A 17,018-nucleotide genomic window follows, 5' to 3' on the forward strand; every position below is an offset into this window, starting at 1 on the left:
TTTTTCAACCATCATCGGGGATTTCTATGAGTCAATATAACGTTGCAATCATCGTCGGCAGCCTGCGCAAGGATTCCTTCAACCGCAAACTGGCCGACGCCATCATCAAGCTGGCGCCTCCCGAGTTTTCCTTCACACACATCGACATCGGCGACTTGCCGTTGTACAACCAGGACGACGATGGCGCGCAAGCCGAGCAGGTGCTGCGCCTGAAAACGGACATCGCCGCGTCGCAAGCCTTGCTGTTCCTTACGCCCGAATACAACCGCTCCATCCCCGGCGTGCTGAAAAACGCGCTCGACCACGGTTCGCGCCCGTACGGCCAGAGCGTGTGGGGCGGCAAGCCGGGCGCCGTGCTCGGTGTTTCCGTCGGTGCCACGGGCACGGCGCTGGCGCAGCAGCATTTGCGCAATGTGCTCGCTTACCTGGACGTGCCCCTGCTGGGCCAGCCCGAAATGTTTATCCAGGCCAAGGAAGGCCTGTTCGACGAGCATGGCGGCATCGGTCCGGCCAGCCTCGGCTTCTTCCAGGGCTGGATGCAGCGCTACGTCGAATGGGTCAGGAAGCACGCCGTACATGCCTGAATGGCGTGACCTTGCCGCACGAGCACGCATAGGGCGATAAATGCTTGCATTGGTCTGATTGTTGCAGTATGGATATGTATAATATGGCTTTTTTAGGCGTACTCATACGCTGCCATCGTCTTCTCCATGCCGTTACCACCCATGAAGCAACCTGTGTTGCGCATCAATCTGCGCCGTCTGATCGTGCTCGTGGCGTTTGCCAGTGCCGTCATCTCCCTGGCCAACGCTTTCTTTGCCACCTATCGCGTGCAGCGCCAGTTGCTCATTGATACGACCCTGGAGAGCAATCACGCCTATGCCTTAAAGCTGGCCAACAGCACGGAAGACTTCCTGCAGGCGGCACGGCAGCAACTGGCGTACAGCGCCAGCCTGTTGCCGCGCCATTTTGCCGACCCGGCCGCCCTGACGGCCGAGGCTGAACGCTTGCGCGGCCAGACCAACAGCTTCAATTCCGTGCTGGTCGTCAACGCGGAGGGCAAGGTGCTGGGCGTGTCGCCCGATACACTGGCCCTGAAGAATAGCCAGCTGGCTTCGGAAGGGGCGCGCCAGGCGCTGCGCGAACGCCGTGCGCTGATCACCAAGCCGTATATGTCGTCGGCGGGTAACCTGGTGGTCTTCATTTCCCATCCGGTGTTCGATCACGGTGGACGTTATCTGGGGTATGTGGGCGGCTCGATTTACCTGAAGCAGAAAAATATCCTGTTCAGCCTGCTTGGCCAGCATTATTACCGTGACGGCTCCTACCTGTATGTGGTGGACCAGAGCCGGCGCCTGTTGTATCACCCCAACCCTGCGCGCCTGGGTGAAGTGGCCGGCAGCAATACCGTCATCGATGCCATCGCGCGCCAGGAAAGCGGCAGCGGGCGCACCATCAACAGCCAGGGCACGGACATGCTGGCCGGCTATGCCGTGCTGCCATCGACGGGCTGGGGCATCGTGGCCCAGCGGCCCACGGACGCCACCCTGGCGCCGCTGAACCAGCTGATGCGCAACACCCTGTGGAATTCGCTGCCGATCGCCTTGCTCAGCCTGCCGCTCATCTGGTGGCTGGCGCGTCTCATTTCACGACCGCTGGTGCAACTGGCTGAAGGCGCCAGCCGCATGGATGCACCCGGCATGGCCGAGCGCATCGGCGGCATTCGCGCCTGGTACCTGGAAGCGTCGCAGATCAAGCGTGCCTTGCTGGTAGGCATGGCCTTGTTGCAGCAAAAGATAGGCAAGCTGAAATTCGATGTGCAGACGGACCCGCTGACGGGCCTGGCCAACCGGCGCGGCATGGCGTCCGCGCTGGAGGCTTGGCAGGCGCAGGCGCGGCCCTTTTCCGTGATTGCCCTGGATATCGACCATTTCAAGCAAGTCAACGACAAGTGGGGCCATGCGGCCGGCGATGAGGTCATCGTGCGCCTGGCGCAATTGATGCGCGCCTGTTCGCGCAATGCCGATGTGTTATGCCGCAATGGCGGCGATGAATTCATCATGCTGTTGCCCGATGCCGACCTCGACGTGGCGCTGCAGGTGGCCGAGCGCCTGCGCGCCCGGGTGGCCGCCACCGAGATTGCCGGCGCGGGCCGCGTGACGATATCGCTGGGTGTGGTGTCGTCGCAACAGCAGGCGGGAGATGTCGCTTCGATCTTGCAGGCGGCCGACGCCGCCCTGTACGCGGCCAAGGAAAATGGACGCAACCGCGTGGGCGTGATGGAGCCGGCGTAGGGGTGGCGCGCCGTCTTGTCATTCGAGAAATGCCAAACTGATCCTATGTTTTCTCTCGATACTGAGTCTGTTATGTTTTCCCGTCAGAGCCTACAGTGGAGGCCTGGGTAACTGAAGACGCAAGACGTCGGGAAAGGCATCATGTTAGGGTTCACTGCGCTGGAACTGGCGCGCGTCCAGTTCGGCTTCACCATCTCATTTCACATCATTTTTCCTGCCATCACGATCGGCCTGGCCAGTTACCTGACGGTACTGGAGGCGGCGTGGCTGCGCACGCAGGATGGCGTGTATCGCGACCTGTACCACTTCTGGTCGAAGATTTTCGCCGTCAATTTCGGCATGGGCGTCGTTTCCGGCCTCGTCATGGCCTACCAGTTCGGCACCAACTGGAGTTTCTTTTCCGACTACGCCGGCAGCATCACGGGACCGCTGCTGGCGTATGAAGTGCTGACCGCCTTCTTCCTGGAAGCGGGTTTTCTCGGCGTCATGCTGTTCGGCTGGCACCGCGTGGGACCTGGCCTGCACATGTTTGCCACGGCCATGGTGGCGCTGGGCACGCTGATCTCGGCCACCTGGATCATCTCCTCGAACAGCTGGATGCAGACACCGCAAGGCCATGAAATCATTGATGGCCGCGTGGTGCCCGTCGATTGGCTCGCCGTCATCTTCAATCCCTCGTTTCCCTACCGCTTGCTGCACATGAGCGTGGCCGCCTTCCTCGCCACGGCCTTGCTGGTGGTGGCGTCGGCCGCCTGGCATTTGCTACGCGGCAATGACAATGCGGCCATCCGCAAGATGATGAGCATGGGCTTGTCCATGCTGCTGATCGTCGCGCCCATCCAGGCCGTGATCGGCGACCTGCATGGCTTGAACACGCTGGAGCACCAGCCGGCGAAGATCGCCGCCATGGAGGGCCACTGGGAAAACACGGGCAATGAGGGTACGCCGCTGATCCTGTTCGGCTGGCCCGACATGCAGCGCGAGGAAACCCTGTACAAGGTGGAGATCCCCCGCCTGGGCGGCCTGATCCTGGCGCACGACTGGAATGGCACGATTCCCGCGCTGAAGGAGTTCGCGCCGCGCGACCGGCCCAATTCCCCCGTCGTGTTCTGGTCCTTCCGCATCATGGCGGGGCTGGGCATGCTGATGATTGCGCTGGGACTCTGGAGCGCCTGGCTGCGCTGGCGCGGTACTTTATGGCGTTCGCGCGCCTTCCTGCGCTGCGCCCTGTGGATGGGGCCGAGCGGCTTGCTGGCCATGCTGGCCGGCTGGTACACGACCGAGATCGGCCGCCAGCCGTGGACCGTGTACGGCTTGCTGCGCACCGAGGACGCCGTCTCGGCGCACGGCGCCACGCAACTGGGCATCACCCTGGTGTTGTTCATCGTTATCTATTTTGCCGTGTTTGGCACCGGCATCGGCTACCTGCTGCGCCTGATCCGCGTGGGGCCGCAGCCGCACGAGGGCGAGCGCGTCGAGCATGGCGGACCGGGCCAGGAACGCACACCCGCGCGGCCACTGTCTGCAGCACAAGGAGGAAATTCGCATGGGCATTGATCTGCCACTACTGTGGGCCATTATTATCTTGTTCAGCATCATGATGTATGTGGTGATGGACGGCTTCGACCTGGGCATCGGCATCCTGTATCCGTTTTTCCAGGAGAAGAGCGAGCGCGACGTGATGATGAATACGGTCGCACCCGTCTGGGATGGCAATGAAACCTGGCTGGTGCTGGGCGGCGCCGGCATGCTGGCCGCCTTTCCGCTCGCCTATTCCGTGGTGCTGAGCGCCTGCTATTTGCCGCTCAGCTTAATGCTGATGGGCCTGATCTTTCGCGGCGTGGCTTTCGAGTTCCGCTTCAAGGCGCGCGAGCATGAACGCCATGTGTGGGACAAGGCGTTTATCGGCGGCTCCGTGGCGGCCGCTTTCTTCCAGGGCGTGACTTTGGGCGCCTACATCCAGGGCATGCCGGTGGCGGGCCGCAGTTATGCGGGCGGCGCGCTGGACTGGCTCACGCCGTTCTCGCTGTTCACGGGCGCCGGGCTGGTGGCAGCGTATGCTTTGCTGGGCAGCACCTGGCTGATCATGAAAACGCAGGGCTGCCTGCAGGCGCGCGCTTGCCGCATCACGCGCGTGCTCGTGTGGCTGCTGCTGGGCGTGATCGCCGTCATCAGCGTCTGGACGCCGCTGGTCGATCCGGCCATCGCTGCGCGCTGGTTTGCGCTGCCGCAACTGCTCTGGTTCCTGCCCGTGCCGCTGCTGGTACTGGGCGCGGGCTGGCTGCTGCTGCGATCCCTGCGGCAGGGGTGGCAGGTGGCGCCGTTCCTGTGCACCTTGGCGCTTGTCTTCCTCGGTTATACTGGTCTGGGCATCAGCGTGTGGCCCAACATTATCCCGCCGTCGGTATCGATATGGGAGGCGTCGTCACCGCCGCAAAGCCAGGGTTTTACCTTGGTGGGCGCGCTGTTCATCATCCCCGTCATCCTGATGTATACAGTGTGGTCATATTATGTGTTTCGTGGCAAAGTCCTGCCGGAAGATGGCTATCACTGATGCAACAACAAGGACAAGCGACATGGTGGAAACGACTGACCTGGATGGCCGGCCTCTGGCTGGTGAGCGTAGCCACTCTGGGCCTTGCCGCCTGGGCGATGCGCCTGCTGATGCGGGCGGCGGGGATGGGTAGCTGATGACGCCAGTGCCCGGCGTGCACTGCGAGGTCGGTGGCCAGCTCCATCCGCTGGCCTTCCTCGGCTGCCGCGAACTCAACTACGGCCAGCGCTGCGCGCTGCCGCTGCACCCGTTCCGCCTGAGCGTGCCGGAAGTGGCGCTGGCGGGACTGCTCGACGCGCCGTTCAACAGTTTCGTGCAGACCTGCCGCGAAGACGACCTGCAGTATGAGGAAAGCGACTTGCCCGAACTCAAGGAAGCCGGCTACCCCGACATCACGGCCATGCTGGCGGGCCACCGGCCGCTGCTGGCCGACATGTTGCTCGACTTTATGATCGGCGACTTGCTGGCCGCCATCGGGCGCGCCAGCGGCTACCGGCCACCGCGTGCGCGCCATAGGGGCGATGTGGAGGCGGCCGATGGCCGCGCCTATTTCACCGTCAATGAAGTGCAGCAAGTGTCGTTTGCCGATGGCCTGGCCGTTTTCGAAGGGCAGGGCTACTACGGCGCGTACATCATCTGGCTGACGCATGGCAACGAAGGTAAATAGGGACTTGACCTTCCTCGCGTGGGAAGGTTTATAGTCATGCCATGAATCGTGCCTTTTTCCGCTTTCTTGCCCGCTCGCTGCTTTGGCTGCTGGCCGTTACGCTGCCCTTGCAGGGCTTTGCGTCGGCCATGCGCAGCTGCTGCGTGGACGAGCTGGCGGTAGCGGTCACCGTTGCGGTCGTGCAGGTGCAGGCACCCCAGTGCCACAATATGGACGAAACGGGCGACTTGGCCGACATGCGGATGGCGGACCAGCCGATGACAATGGCCATGGACGATGGCAACGCCACGCACCATGGCCATGATTGCAGCAACCATGGCGCTTGCACGGTGGGCGCCACGGCGCCACCGGGCATGCCCGCCTTGCACGCCTTGACCCTGCGCGCGCCGCCTCCGGCGCTGGCGCCCGATTCCCTGTTCGCCGGGCATATCGCGCTTGGTCCCGAACGTCCCCCGAGAAGCACGCGCTCCGCCTGACCGCCCGTGAACCCGGCGGTGTGGCTGCTGCACGTCCATCGCGGCCGTGCTTGCCGCACGCCGATGTTCCACCCGCGCGCCCGCCGCGCCATACCCTGCCAACCAAGGAAAACCATGAAACACCTGTTCAGCCTCGCGCTGGCGGCGCTGCCGCTGGCCGCCAATGCCACCAGCCCGGTCGCCGCCGTCACGCCCACCCCGCAAGAGGCGCAAGCACCCGTGCCAGCCACCACCTACCGCTCCGCCTTCGCCGGCTACCGTCCCGCCGCCGAAGACGATGCCACGCCCGACCAGGCCTGGCGCGCCGTCAACGAGAAAGTCGGCAAGGCCGGCGGCCACATGGGCATGATGAAGATGGAAGGCCGCAAGATGGAAGGCCACAAGATGGAAGGGCACAAGATGCCAATGGATAAGCCCAGTCCCCAGCCGGCCGCCCAGCCGGCCCAGCAACATCAGCCACACCAGCATGAAGGACATTGACATGGCCCGCTTCACACAATCAACTTGCCTGACGCCGCTGGCGCTGGCGGCCGTCTTGCTGCTGGGCGGCTGCGCCAGCTTCAGCCCGGATGGCGGCATGCAGACGGTGTCTGCGCTGGCCGACGCCCGCACGGGCGCCCCCGCAGCACTGGCGGACAAGGGCGGCGAGGAAAAATTGGCTACCCTGCTGGCCCAGCCCCTGGACGCCGACAGCGCCGTGCGTATCGCCCTGATGAACAACCATGGCATGAAAGTGGCGCTGGCCGAACTGGGCGCGTCCGAGGCGGACCTGGTGCAAGCGGGGCGCTTGCGCAATCCCGGCCTGTCGTTCGGCCGCTCGCATGGCAGCCACGGCAATGAAATCGACCGCGGCGTCAGTTTCGACCTGGCTGGCCTGCTGACCATGCCCCTGCGCGTGAACATCGAAAAGGGCCGTTTCGAGCAAGCCAAGCTGCAGGCAGCCATCGGCGCCGTGCAACTGGCGTCTGACACGCGCCGCGCGTATTTCAATGCCGTGGCCGCCGTGCAGACGGAAGCTTTCATGCAGCGGGCGTTGCTGTCGGCCGAGGCGGGCGCCGAACTGGCCACGCGCTTGCAGCAGGCGGGCAACTGGAGCCGCCTCGACCAGGCGCGCCAGCAAGTGTTTTATGCGGACGCCGTCGGCGACCTGGCGCGCGCGCGCCACCAGGCCACCGCCACGCGCGAGCACCTGACACGCTTGCTGGGCCTGTGGGGCAAGCAGACGGCGTTTAGTTTACCGTCGCGCCTGCCCGACTTGCCAGCCATGGCCGCTGAGGCGGGCAATATCGAGGCGCAGGCGATGGAGCAGCGCCTCGACGTGCAAAGAGCGAAACTTGACGCGCATGCCACGGCCGACGCGCTGGGCCTGGCTAAGGTGACGGGTTTCATCAATGTGCTCGACGTGGGCTATACCAACAAGAGCAGCAGCGCGGCGCCACGCGAAAACGGTTACGAAGTGTCCTTGGAGTTGCCCCTGTTCGACTGGGGCGCGGCGCGCAATGCCAAGGCGCAAGCCGTGTACGAGCAGGCGCTGCAGCGCACGGCGGGCACGGCCGTACGAGCCCGCTCGGAAGTGCGCGAGGCGTATTCCAGCTACCGCACGGCGTATGACCTGGCGCGCCACTACCGCGATGAAGTCGTGCCGCTGCGCAAGACGATCTCGCATGAAGTATTGCTGCGCTACAACGGCATGCTGGCCAGCGTGTTCGAGCTGCTGGCCGATGCGCGCGAGCAAGTCGCCAGCGTCAATAGCGCCATCGACACCCAGCGCGATTTCTGGATCGCTCAAACTGAATTGCAATCGGCCATCAATGGCAGCGGCCCAGGCGTGGCAACTGCGGCAAAGGAATAATGATGATTACACGTAGAAACTTTTTCATGAATGCGGGCGCCGTCGCCCTGAGTGCGGCAGCGGTCAGCCGCGTGGGGGCGGCCTCGTTGCCGGAAGCTGTCAGCATGGCTGGCGCCGATACCAAGGCGCCGCCACCGCCGCCGAACGGGCGGCCATTCAACCCCGTCGTCACCCTGAATGGCTGGTCCTTGCCTTGGCGCATGAACAACAATGTCAAGGAATTCCATCTGGTGGCCGAACCCGTCGTGCGCGAACTGGCACCGGGCATGCAAGCGAACCTGTGGGGCTACAACGGCCAGTCGCCCGGTCCCACCATCGAAGTGGTGGAAGGCGACCGTGTGCGTATCTTTGTCACCAACAAATTGCCGGAACACACCAGCGTGCACTGGCATGGACAGCGCTTGCCCAACGGCATGGATGGCGTCACGGGCCTGACCCAGCCGGGCATTCCTCCCGGTAAGACTTTCGTCTATGAATTCGTTGCCAAGCGCCCCGGCACCTTCATGTACCACCCGCATGCCGATGAAATGACGCAAATGGCCATGGGCATGATGGGATTCTGGGTGACGCACCCGAAAGACCCGCATTTCATGAAGGTGGACCGCGATTTCGTCTTCTTGCTGAGCAACTACGACATCGATCCCGGCAGCTACACGCCGAAAATCATGACCATGACGGATTTTAATCTGTTTACCTTCAACAGCCGCGTCTTCCCCGGCATCGATCCGATGGTCGTGCGCCAGGGCGACAAGGTGCGCGTGCGCGTGGGCAATCTGACCATGACGAATCACCCGATCCACATGCATGGCCATGAATTCGAGGTGACGGGCACGGATGGCGGCTGGACGCGCCCCGAGTCGCGCTGGCCCGAGGTCACCACGGACGTGGCCGTGGGCCAGATGCGCGCCGTGGAGTTCACGGCCACCGACCTGGGCGACTGGGCTTTCCACTGCCATAAATCGCACCACACGATGAATGCCATGGGGCATGACGTGCCGACCATGATCGGCGTCGACCACCAGGGCGTGGCGGCGAAGATCAACCAGCTCGTGCCCGGCTACATGGTGATGGGCGAGCGGGGCATGGCCGACATGGGCGAAATGCAGATGCCGATCCCCGACAACACCTTGCCGATGATGGCCGGCGACGGCCCCTTCGGCGCCATCGGCATGGGCGGCATGTTTACCACGGTGAAGGTGCGCAAGGACCAGAAGCCGGGCGACTACCGCGATCCGGGCTGGTACAAGCACCCGGCGGGAAGCGTGGCGTATGAATGGACGGGCGCCTTGCCGGAACCGGTGCGCAGCCAGGGTACAGGCAAGGCGGCGGCGAAAGGCGGCGTGGAGATGACGGTGCGCAAGCCGCTCAGGTACGATCATTAATGTTTTAATAATATTATTGTTTTAAATTAATATTAAGGGCTTGCCTAGCACGGCAAGCCCTGATGCTTGTTGTTATAAATCAAGCTATTGTCGTTTAGTGACAATGCGCGTATTTCTACCCCGCTATTTTCTTTATATTCAAGACATTCCGCTGCTTCTTCGAGCACTGGTGGCCGGACTATGGGGGAATCATGTTGAGTCAGATGAAGGTGGGCACGCGCCTGATCGCGGCGTTTTTTTGCGTGGCGCTGATGGGGGCCATCGTGGCCGGCATCGGCATCTTTAACATGGGCAAGATCGACGCCATGGCCGGGCAGATGTACCACAATGAGTTACTGGGTCTGTCCCACATCAAGGAAGCCAATATCGCGCTGATCAAGGTGGGCCGCGCCCGTAGTAATTTCTTGCTGGCCAGCACCGACGAGGAGCGCGCCACGCGCCAGGCCGACATCGCCAAATTCCTCGATATGAATAAAAGCTACCTGGCCAAGGCGCAACCGCTGTTCGTCACGCCAGCGGCCAAGGAGCTGTTTGCCCGCTTCGCCGCTGTCGAAGCCGAGTACGTCGTCACCATGCAGCAGGCGCTGGCCGCGGCCGGGCCGCTGGCCCAGCGCAGCGCGCAACTGGTCGAACTGCTCAACAAGACGCGGCTGCATGCGGACGAACTCGATGGTGTGCTCGATAAACTCTCGCTGCAGAAGGAAGAGCGCGCCAAGGCGGCCGCCGAGCAGGCGTCGGGCGTGTACCAGGCCAGCCGCAGCTTCATGCTCGCGCTGGTGCTGGGCAGCATGGCAGCCGGCCTGGCGCTGGGGGCGCTGATCACGCGCGGCCTGACGCGCCAGCTCGGCGGCGAACCGGCGTATGCCGTCAAGATCGCCGGCGCCATCGCCGAGGGGGACCTGACCGTGGATATCCGCACGGCCAGCCATGATAACGCCAGCCTGTTGTTTGCCATGAAAGCCATGCGCGACAAGCTGGTGGGTATCGTCAGCCAGGTGCGTTCGGGCACGGATACCATCAACACGGCTTCGGGTGAAATCGCCCAGGGCAACCTGGATTTGTCGTCACGCACGGAAGAGCAGGCCAGTTCGCTGGAAGAAACGGCCTCCTCGATGGAGCAGCTGACGTCGGCCGTGCGGCAGAATGCGGACAATGCGCGCCAGGCCAATGCACTGGCCGGGGCCGCCTCCGATGTGGCCGGCAAGGGTGGTGCCGTGGTGGGGCGGGTGGTGCAGACGATGGAATCGATCAATGCCTCTTCGCGCAAGATCGTCGACATCATCAGCGTCATCGACGGTATCGCCTTCCAGACCAACATCCTGGCCTTGAACGCGGCCGTGGAAGCGGCCAGGGCGGGCGAGGAGGGGCGCGGTTTCGCCGTCGTGGCATCCGAAGTGCGCAATCTGGCGCAGCGCTCTGCCAGTGCGGCCAAGGAAATCAAGACCCTGATCGGCGACTCTGTTGAGCAGGTCGAAATCGGTTCCAAGCTTGTGCATGACGCGGGCAAGACCATGGACGAAGTGGTCAGCAGCGTACGCCAGGTGGCCGACATCATGCAGGAGATCACGGCCGCCAGCGCCGAGCAGAGCGCCGGCATCGAGCAAGTCAACCAGGCCGTGCTGCAAATGGACCAGGTGACGCAGCAAAACGCGGCCCTGGTCGAAGAGGCGGCCGCGGCCGCCGAATCGCTGCAAGACCAGGCGCAGACCTTGACCGAACTGGTGGGCGTGTTCCGCCTGCATGCCCAGGCGCAACAGCTGGCCGTCGCGCCGGCCAGCAATGTCACGCCGCTGCGCCGGCCGGCGCCCACGGCCAGGCAGGGCGTGCGGCGCCTGGCCTGAACCCGGCTGGCTCGGGTGCAATCGGCGCGGCGGTGGTAGCAGTCGCTATTGCGCGTTTGCCACTGCCGGGTTTTCCATGGCGTCTGCGTGCTTGCAGCCCGAAGGCGAGGCCTGCGCGCGCCGCCATGGCGCGCCGCAAACGGGCCGGCGACCTCCTTTTCCACGCCCGTCAGCGACCGCTGGGGCGCCACGGCGCAGCTGCTGCTGGCAGTCGAAATCGGCCTGCCGCGTGGCTTGGTCGTGTCTCTGGGCAAGCTGTGGTGAGATTGCCACGGCAGTCCTTATGTGTCCTTGCGAACAAACAGCGTGGCGCACAAGGTCTACAATTGTCGCATAACTGATAAAAGGAGTGTCCCCATGAAAACCCTGATTCTTGCCGCCGTCTTGTTGTCGGCCGCCACCGCTGCCGTCGCCCAGGTCGGCGTATCGGTCAGCATTGGCCAGCCCGGCTTTTACGGCCGCATCGACGTGGGCGACTATCCTGCACCGCAATTGATCTATGCCCAGCCTGTCATTGTGCAGCGCCCGCAATACTATTCTGCCCGTCCGATCTATTTGCGCGTGCCGCCTGGCCATGCGAAAAACTGGTCCAGGCACTGCCGCAAATATAATGCCTGTAACCAAGAGGTCTATTTCGTCCAGGATAGTTGGTATAACAACCAATATGTGCCCCGTTACCGCCAGCAGCATGGCGACCATGGCCGTCCCGATTACGGCGACCGTGGCCGTCAGGATAACAAGCATGACAAGCACTTTGACAAGCATGATGACAAGCGCGACAAGCATGACAACAAGCCGGGCAAAGGCCATGGCAACGGTCACGGCAATGGCAACGGACACAGGGATTAACAAGGAGGAGGATCTTTGCACAGTAAAATCGTTATCGTAGGTGGCGGCGCAGGCGGCCTGGAGCTGGCCTGCAAACTCAGCCGCAAGCTCGGCTCCGGCCAGGTGATCCTGGTCGACAGCCGCCTGTACCATATCTGGAAGCCGTCGCTGCATGAGGTAGCGGCCGGCACCCTGGACATTCATCAAGAGGGCCTGTCGTACCAGATGCTGGCGCATGACAATGGTTTTACCTATGTCTATGGTCCCTTGATCGGGCTCGACGCCGCGTCGAACAGCCTCACCGTGGGCGCCATCGCCACCGACAAGGATGAGCAATTGTTGCCGCAACGGCAAATTCACTACGACCGGCTGGTGCTGGCCGTGGGTAGTACCTCGAATTACTTCGGTGTGCCCGGTGCCAAGGAAAACACGATTTCCCTGAATGCCACGGAAGACGCCGAACGTTTCCGCCTGACGCTGTTGAAACTGCTGGCCATGGCCGAGCAGCGCCAGGGCGATGCGGGCCATCCCGGTGTCGACATCGTCATCATCGGCGGTGGCGCCACGGGGGTCGAGCTGGCGGCCGAATTGCGCGAAGCGAGCGGCGTGTATGCCGCGTATGGTTTCCAGAATCTCAACGCCATCAAGGACGTGCGCATCACCCTGCTCGAAGGGGCGCCGCGCATCCTGGCGCCGCTGCCTGAACGGGTCTCCATCGCCGCCTCGAAACTGCTGAAAAAACACGGCATCACGGTGGTGACTGATACGCGCGTGACGGCCATCGCCGCGGACAAGGTCGACGTGGCCAGCGGCACCAGCTATGCGGCCGATATCTGCGTGTGGGCCGCCGGCATCCGCGCGCCGGAATTCCTGTCGACGTTGGGTTTGCCGACCAACCGCGCCGGCCAGCTGGAAGTGACGGGCATGCTCAATGTGCAGGGCCATGCGAATATTTTCGCGCTGGGCGATTGCGCCGCCTGCATGGGGCCGGACGGCAAGCTGGTGCCACCGCGCGCCCAGGCTGCCCACCAGCAAGCCGATTACCTGCTGAAAACGTTCCTGTTGCAAGCCAAAGGCAAGCCGCCGCAAACGAAACCATATGAATACCTGGACTACGGTTCGCTTGTCTCGTTTGGCCGCACCACCTCGGTCGGCACCCTGATGGGTTCGCTGAAGGGCCTGAGCTGGTTCGTGGAAGGCTTCGTGGCCCGCATGATGTACGTCAGCCTGCATCTGATGCACCACAATGCGGTGCTTGGCAGCGTGCGCACGGCCGTCATGGCCATGGGGCGTTTCCTGATCAAGCGCAGCACGCCGCAGGTCAAGCTGCATTAACTCAGCTTGTATCCGATCAGAAAGGGGCCGCAAGGCCCCTTTTCTATTTGCCGCGCGCGAGGGGCGCTGCTTCGCAGCGGCCCCGCGTCATGGGAAAATCGATGGTGGTGAGCTTGCCTTTCATGGTACCGGTGATACTGGCATGCAAGATGCGTTCGCTGTCGTGACGGTAGATGATGCGGCTGGGGAAGTCATTGTCCAGGTTGGCGAAGATGAATTCATTCGGCTTGTCCTGGCGCAGCAGATTGAAGATCACGGGAGGTTGGCCCGCCGGCTGCACGATGTAGGCCAGCTGGCCCGGCTCGGTGAGGCGGATCTGCACGAATTCAAAGGCCGTCGTCTTGCCGCCCTTGACGGTGCGGCTGGCGCCGAGGAGGGTGCCGCCGGCGGCCGTGCTCCATTGTTCTCCGGAACCGGGTTCGGCGCCGTCGACGTTCCAGCAGCCCGCCAGCCAGGCCAGCTTGTCCACGGTTTCCGGCGGCGGCACGGTCTTTTCGGCGGCCTGGGCGGCGCCCATGGCCAGCAGGACTACAAACCACGTCGTGGCAAGACGTTGCATACGATCTCCTGTCCTTGAAATATGTCAGATATAAGAATGGTATTGACGGTGCGCTTGCGCAGTGTAGCCGAGGCGCGCTGCCCGTTTGAACCGCATGTCGAAAAGACTTATACTTTATGGAATGGTATTACTGGCTTATCCAATACTGGGAGCAATCATGCACGATTCTTTTACACAGCAGCGCAGCGCTGGCCTTCAGGGCTGCGAAGGCCATTGGAGCATGCACGCGAGCGGTAACCAGCTTGTCTGTGTCGCCTGGATGGGCGGGGAAGGGCAGGCCTGGCTGGAATGCCGGGTGTCCGGCGATGCGGCGCCAGCGCCGCCTGCTTTCAGGCTGTCGCTGGACGGTCTGTACCCGCCCGGGGAAACAGTACAACTTGGCAATATTGACGTGTTCTTGACCTTGCGCCGGGACGCGTCTGGCGCGCAAGGCGGCATGGTGGCGCTCGTCTGCGCACTGCCGTTGTCGGCGCAGGAATTTTTCCATGGAGTGATCGCCACTTGGGCTGCGACAGATGGGCAGGCCGGTGGCGCGCCAGAGCCCGTGCCGTTCTGCGGGCCTTGAGGCGGGGCAGGGTACTGCCTATTCTTTCGGATTTATGCGTGGCAAGACGACGGTCAGGGCCGTGCCGCCTGGCGGGTTGGCCGCCAGGCTCAGGCTGCCGCCCAGGTAATGCACGCGCTCGCGCACGGAGCGCAGGCCGTGCTTGCTCATTTCGACGGATTCGCTGGCTGGCAAGCCGCGGCCGTTATCCTTGACGGTCATCATCAGCGCTTCGTCGTTGTCGTCGATGATGATGTCCACCTGCGTGGCATGGGCGTGCGTGGCGATGTTGCTGAGCGCTTCTTCCAGGGTACGCAGCAGGGCCACGCCCACGTTGCGCGGGCAAATCAGTTCATCGTCGGGCAGGCTGCAGCGCACGGTGATCTTGTGCTGTTCGGAAAATTGCGCGGCCAGTTCACCGAGCGCCACATTCACGCCGAGAAACTCCAGCTTGTCGTTCCACAGCTTCATCTGCATTTGCCGGTTGGTTTCAATCACATTCAGCAGCAATTGCTTCATGGTCGCCGCACGGTCGAGCAAGGCCGCTTCCTGCGGCATTTTTTGCGTCAGCAGCGACAAGTGCATGGTCAGCGCCGTCAGCGAGGAGCCCAGGCTGTCGTGCAGCTGGCGCGACAGGGCGCGCCGTTCATTGTCCCAGCTGGTGTTGACATGACCGAGCAACTCGCTGAGATCGGCGGCGCGCTCCGCATCGGCCTGGGCCGCTTCCTTGTTCGGATCTGTTTGTGCGGACATAGCGCCCCGTGAATGGTGAAAGGTGGACCAAATTCAAGTTGTGGATCATACATGAGGATTTCATCGCGGGGCGCATGGATGGAAAATTTCTGTCTTTTCGGCAATTTTGATCTCCTTCCATCATTTTTATGCAACAGACAATATTATCGTTTGCGCCAGCAGGCATGCTTCCTGTCGTTACGTACGGCTGCGCACATACCGGGGCGCTCTACGCTGCCATAGTGGGGCTGTGCATCCCCATGCAGCATAGCCGCCATGCGGCGCAGGGTGCAGCACCGGCCCGCTTACCGAAACGAAAGGACATGCCATGAATATCGATACCATCGTCGACCAGCAATATGCCGACAAAAGCTTCCGCGACATCGTCAATGCCCCCATCAGCGCCCTGCGCGGCGTCAGCGCCAAGGATGCCAAAGCCTTGCAGCAAGCGTTTGGTGTGAACACCGTGCGCGAACTGTCCAATCTCAATTTCGTCAAATGGGCCAGTGCGCTGGCCATCCTGGCCGATGAAGAGGGCATGAGCGGCGAAGAGCGGGCCAAGGAAGAGCTGCTCGACGACGCCGTGGAAATGACGTTCCCCGCCAGCGACCCGATTTCCGTCGATGCCGGCATCACGCGCATCGAAGTGGCGCCGGACACCGTGAATGCACAAACGGATCACCAGCATGCGGGCCAGCACGAAGTGACGGCAGGCAAGAAATAAAGCCTGTTGAACATTAAAAAACCGGCTGGCCGTGATGGCTTGCCGGTTTTTTTACGCGCCGCGCGCAGCAAACATTCAGGCGATCGAGGGGATGCTGTTTTTCTGCATGTTCACCTGCGACGCGATCACTTCGTGGGGACAGCAGCAAAAGCGGTTCTTGCCGGCCCGCTTGGCTTCATACAGGGCCGTGTCGGCCGCGCCCAGCAGGGATTCGACGGTACTGGCGTCGTCCGGGTAGATGGCGATGCCGATGCTGGTCGACAGGCGCAAGGTCAGGTCGTTGATGAAATACGGTTCGGAAATGACTTCGATCAGCTTGGCGGCCGGTTCGCGCGCGTCGCCCTTGCCGGCCAGGTTGCCCAGCACGATGACGAATTCGTCGCCGCCGATGCGCGCCACCGTATCTTCCTTGCGCGACGCGCCCACCAGGCGGGTCGCGACCATTTTCAGGATCTCATCGCCATAGCCGTGGCCGTAACTGTCATTAATGGCCTTGAAGCCGTCCAGGTCCAGGTACAGGATGGCCGACTTGCCGCGGATGCGGGCCGATTGCAACAAGGTGTGCTCGATGCGGTCTTCCAGCAGGCGGCGGTTGGGCAAGCCCGTCAGGGGGTCGTGCAGCGCCAGTTCCTGCTGCTGCTTGCTGTATTGCGCCAGTTCCTTGTACAGCAGGCGCACTTCCAGCATGTTGTGGATGCGCTTGTGCACTTCCATCAGGTCGAAGGGTTTGCTGATGAAGTCGCGCGCACCCGCTTCCAGGGCGGCGATCTTGAAACTTGGTTGTGCCGTCAGGGCCAGCACGGGCAGGTAGCCGCCATGCTCGATTTCCTTCAAGCCTTTCATGACCTGGAAACCATTCAGTTCCGGCATTTGCAGATCCAGCAAGATCAAGTCATAGCAATGCTCCCGGTGCAGGGGGCAGACCTGGGCCGGACGCATGGTTGCCGTGACGTTGGTATAGCCGGCATCGCGCAGGATTTCCAGCATCAGGTCGACATTGTCGGGCGAATCGTCGACGACCAAAATTTTGGCTTTCAAAATTTCATCTTGGCTGGGCATGTAGGGTCTCGGTTAATACGGTCTATGCAACGCTGGCTTGTGCCGCAGCGAATGGGCAAACGGCGCGGCTGACGGCGGTGGAAGAGATAGTAGCGCCTTGCAACAAGATGGGGCGCACAACAGCGCTAGAACTCGCTTCTGGCACTAATGGCAGCCAAGGCTGCCTGTTTC

Annotated in this window: 19 protein-coding genes; 16 read left to right on the top strand and 3 right to left on the bottom strand. The window is 62.6% G+C overall.

Annotated elements, in window-relative coordinates; genetic code table 11:
- The first annotated feature begins 26 nt into the window (after nucleotides 1-26).
- The 14 genes from ACQ4WL_RS02280 to ACQ4WL_RS02345 all read left to right on the top strand — a co-directional run bounded on the left by ACQ4WL_RS02280 (nucleotide 27) and on the right by ACQ4WL_RS02345 (nucleotide 13,229).
- Nucleotides 27-584, top strand: a complete 558-nt coding sequence (locus ACQ4WL_RS02280) for an NADPH-dependent FMN reductase (RefSeq protein WP_436507787.1) — start codon at nucleotides 27-29, stop codon at nucleotides 582-584.
- Between the two features lie 141 nt (nucleotides 585-725).
- A complete protein-coding gene (locus ACQ4WL_RS02285; protein WP_436507789.1) occupies nucleotides 726-2,294 on the top strand; it encodes a diguanylate cyclase in 1,569 nt (522 codons plus the stop codon).
- A gap of 141 nt (nucleotides 2,295-2,435) precedes the next feature.
- Nucleotides 2,436-3,851: a cytochrome ubiquinol oxidase subunit I gene (locus ACQ4WL_RS02290; protein ID WP_436507790.1), complete on the top strand. Its 1,416-nt coding sequence runs from the start codon at nucleotides 2,436-2,438 to the stop codon at nucleotides 3,849-3,851.
- Complete coding sequence (gene cydB / locus ACQ4WL_RS02295; RefSeq protein WP_436507792.1) at nucleotides 3,841-4,848, top strand: cytochrome d ubiquinol oxidase subunit II; 1,008 nt, start codon at nucleotides 3,841-3,843, stop codon at nucleotides 4,846-4,848. The genes ACQ4WL_RS02290 and cydB overlap by 11 nt, the downstream gene beginning before the upstream one ends.
- Nucleotides 4,848-4,985: a DUF2474 domain-containing protein gene (locus tag ACQ4WL_RS02300; protein WP_436507794.1), complete on the top strand. Its 138-nt coding sequence runs from the start codon at nucleotides 4,848-4,850 to the stop codon at nucleotides 4,983-4,985. Before cydB ends, ACQ4WL_RS02300 begins: the two co-directional genes overlap by 1 nt.
- Nucleotides 4,985-5,515, top strand: coding sequence for a hypothetical protein (locus tag ACQ4WL_RS02305; protein WP_436507795.1), 531 nt, complete (start codon nucleotides 4,985-4,987; stop codon nucleotides 5,513-5,515). Before ACQ4WL_RS02300 ends, ACQ4WL_RS02305 begins: the two co-directional genes overlap by 1 nt.
- 41 nt (nucleotides 5,516-5,556) lie before the next feature.
- Nucleotides 5,557-5,991: a hypothetical protein gene (locus tag ACQ4WL_RS02310; RefSeq protein WP_436507797.1), complete on the top strand. Its 435-nt coding sequence runs from the start codon at nucleotides 5,557-5,559 to the stop codon at nucleotides 5,989-5,991.
- 114 nt (nucleotides 5,992-6,105) lie between these two features.
- Nucleotides 6,106-6,471, top strand: a complete 366-nt coding sequence (locus tag ACQ4WL_RS02315; protein WP_436507799.1) for a hypothetical protein — start codon at nucleotides 6,106-6,108, stop codon at nucleotides 6,469-6,471.
- A 1-nt stretch (nucleotide 6,472) separates the two neighbouring features.
- A complete protein-coding gene (locus ACQ4WL_RS02320) occupies nucleotides 6,473-7,843 on the top strand; it encodes a TolC family protein (protein WP_436507800.1) in 1,371 nt (456 codons plus the stop codon).
- A 2-nt stretch (nucleotides 7,844-7,845) separates the two neighbouring features.
- Nucleotides 7,846-9,225, top strand: coding sequence for a multicopper oxidase family protein (locus ACQ4WL_RS02325; RefSeq protein ID WP_436507801.1), 1,380 nt, complete (start codon nucleotides 7,846-7,848; stop codon nucleotides 9,223-9,225).
- 191 nt (nucleotides 9,226-9,416) lie between these two features.
- Complete coding sequence (locus tag ACQ4WL_RS02330) at nucleotides 9,417-11,066, top strand: methyl-accepting chemotaxis protein (protein ID WP_436507802.1); 1,650 nt, start codon at nucleotides 9,417-9,419, stop codon at nucleotides 11,064-11,066.
- A gap of 87 nt (nucleotides 11,067-11,153) precedes the next feature.
- Entirely contained in the window at nucleotides 11,154-11,330 is a 177-nt protein-coding gene (locus tag ACQ4WL_RS02335) for a hypothetical protein (protein WP_436507804.1), read from the top strand.
- Between the two features lie 93 nt (nucleotides 11,331-11,423).
- The gene (locus ACQ4WL_RS02340) at nucleotides 11,424-11,915 is read left to right on the top strand and encodes a hypothetical protein (RefSeq protein ID WP_436507805.1); all 492 of its coding nucleotides are present in this window, start codon (nucleotides 11,424-11,426) and stop codon (nucleotides 11,913-11,915) included.
- A gap of 15 nt (nucleotides 11,916-11,930) precedes the next feature.
- Complete coding sequence (locus ACQ4WL_RS02345; protein WP_436507806.1) at nucleotides 11,931-13,229, top strand: NAD(P)/FAD-dependent oxidoreductase; 1,299 nt, start codon at nucleotides 11,931-11,933, stop codon at nucleotides 13,227-13,229.
- A 43-nt stretch (nucleotides 13,230-13,272) separates the two neighbouring features.
- Here the strand turns inward: ACQ4WL_RS02345 and ACQ4WL_RS02350 are convergent, their stop codons facing one another.
- Nucleotides 13,273-13,788, bottom strand: a complete 516-nt coding sequence (locus ACQ4WL_RS02350) for a DUF6265 family protein (RefSeq protein WP_436507808.1) — start codon at nucleotides 13,786-13,788, stop codon at nucleotides 13,273-13,275.
- 157 nt (nucleotides 13,789-13,945) lie between these two features.
- On the opposite strand from ACQ4WL_RS02350, the gene ACQ4WL_RS02355 reads away from it, so the two are divergent.
- Nucleotides 13,946-14,353 carry a hypothetical protein gene (locus tag ACQ4WL_RS02355; protein WP_436507810.1) on the top strand — a complete coding sequence of 136 codons (408 nt, stop codon included), beginning with the start codon at nucleotides 13,946-13,948 and terminating at the stop codon, nucleotides 14,351-14,353.
- 18 nt (nucleotides 14,354-14,371) lie between these two features.
- Here the strand turns inward: ACQ4WL_RS02355 and ACQ4WL_RS02360 are convergent, their stop codons facing one another.
- Nucleotides 14,372-15,085 carry a sensor histidine kinase gene (locus ACQ4WL_RS02360; RefSeq protein WP_436507812.1) on the bottom strand — a complete coding sequence of 238 codons (714 nt, stop codon included), beginning with the start codon at nucleotides 15,083-15,085 and terminating at the stop codon, nucleotides 14,372-14,374.
- A gap of 307 nt (nucleotides 15,086-15,392) precedes the next feature.
- Here ACQ4WL_RS02360 and ACQ4WL_RS02365 point away from each other — a divergent pair, with 307 nt between their 5' ends.
- Nucleotides 15,393-15,788 (top strand): hypothetical protein, encoded by a 396-nt coding sequence (locus ACQ4WL_RS02365; RefSeq protein WP_436507814.1) that lies wholly within the window; start codon nucleotides 15,393-15,395, stop codon nucleotides 15,786-15,788.
- A gap of 75 nt (nucleotides 15,789-15,863) precedes the next feature.
- Here ACQ4WL_RS02365 and ACQ4WL_RS02370 read toward each other — a convergent pair whose 3' ends face one another.
- Nucleotides 15,864-16,847 (bottom strand): response regulator, encoded by a 984-nt coding sequence (locus tag ACQ4WL_RS02370; protein WP_436507816.1) that lies wholly within the window; start codon nucleotides 16,845-16,847, stop codon nucleotides 15,864-15,866.
- Between the last annotated feature and the right edge of the window lie 171 nt (nucleotides 16,848-17,018).

Origin of the sequence: Janthinobacterium kochi (assembly GCF_051380715.1) — a bacterium.
GTDB lineage: Bacteria > Pseudomonadota > Gammaproteobacteria > Burkholderiales > Burkholderiaceae_D > Janthinobacterium.

What these genes read in the sequence shown, in the direction of transcription:
- ACQ4WL_RS02280 (WP_436507787.1), top strand. Translation starts at nt 27, where the DNA reads ATGAGTCAATATAACGTTGCAATCATCGTCGGCAGCCTGCGCAAGGAT.
- ACQ4WL_RS02285 (WP_436507789.1), top strand. Translation starts at nt 726, where the DNA reads ATGAAGCAACCTGTGTTGCGCATCAATCTGCGCCGTCTGATCGTGCTC.
- ACQ4WL_RS02290 (WP_436507790.1), top strand. Translation starts at nt 2,436, where the DNA reads ATGTTAGGGTTCACTGCGCTGGAACTGGCGCGCGTCCAGTTCGGCTTC.
- cydB (WP_436507792.1), top strand. Translation starts at nt 3,841, where the DNA reads ATGGGCATTGATCTGCCACTACTGTGGGCCATTATTATCTTGTTCAGC.
- ACQ4WL_RS02300 (WP_436507794.1), top strand. Translation starts at nt 4,848, where the DNA reads ATGCAACAACAAGGACAAGCGACATGGTGGAAACGACTGACCTGGATG.
- ACQ4WL_RS02305 (WP_436507795.1), top strand. Translation starts at nt 4,985, where the DNA reads ATGACGCCAGTGCCCGGCGTGCACTGCGAGGTCGGTGGCCAGCTCCAT.
- ACQ4WL_RS02310 (WP_436507797.1), top strand. Translation starts at nt 5,557, where the DNA reads ATGAATCGTGCCTTTTTCCGCTTTCTTGCCCGCTCGCTGCTTTGGCTG.
- ACQ4WL_RS02315 (WP_436507799.1), top strand. Translation starts at nt 6,106, where the DNA reads ATGAAACACCTGTTCAGCCTCGCGCTGGCGGCGCTGCCGCTGGCCGCC.
- ACQ4WL_RS02320 (WP_436507800.1), top strand. Translation starts at nt 6,473, where the DNA reads ATGGCCCGCTTCACACAATCAACTTGCCTGACGCCGCTGGCGCTGGCG.
- ACQ4WL_RS02325 (WP_436507801.1), top strand. Translation starts at nt 7,846, where the DNA reads ATGATTACACGTAGAAACTTTTTCATGAATGCGGGCGCCGTCGCCCTG.
- ACQ4WL_RS02330 (WP_436507802.1), top strand. Translation starts at nt 9,417, where the DNA reads ATGTTGAGTCAGATGAAGGTGGGCACGCGCCTGATCGCGGCGTTTTTT.
- ACQ4WL_RS02340 (WP_436507805.1), top strand. Translation starts at nt 11,424, where the DNA reads ATGAAAACCCTGATTCTTGCCGCCGTCTTGTTGTCGGCCGCCACCGCT.
- ACQ4WL_RS02350 (WP_436507808.1), bottom strand. Translation starts at nt 13,788, where the DNA reads ATGCAACGTCTTGCCACGACGTGGTTTGTAGTCCTGCTGGCCATGGGC.
- ACQ4WL_RS02355 (WP_436507810.1), top strand. Translation starts at nt 13,946, where the DNA reads ATGCACGATTCTTTTACACAGCAGCGCAGCGCTGGCCTTCAGGGCTGC.
- ACQ4WL_RS02360 (WP_436507812.1), bottom strand. Translation starts at nt 15,085, where the DNA reads ATGTCCGCACAAACAGATCCGAACAAGGAAGCGGCCCAGGCCGATGCG.
- ACQ4WL_RS02365 (WP_436507814.1), top strand. Translation starts at nt 15,393, where the DNA reads ATGAATATCGATACCATCGTCGACCAGCAATATGCCGACAAAAGCTTC.
- ACQ4WL_RS02370 (WP_436507816.1), bottom strand. Translation starts at nt 16,847, where the DNA reads ATGCCCAGCCAAGATGAAATTTTGAAAGCCAAAATTTTGGTCGTCGAC.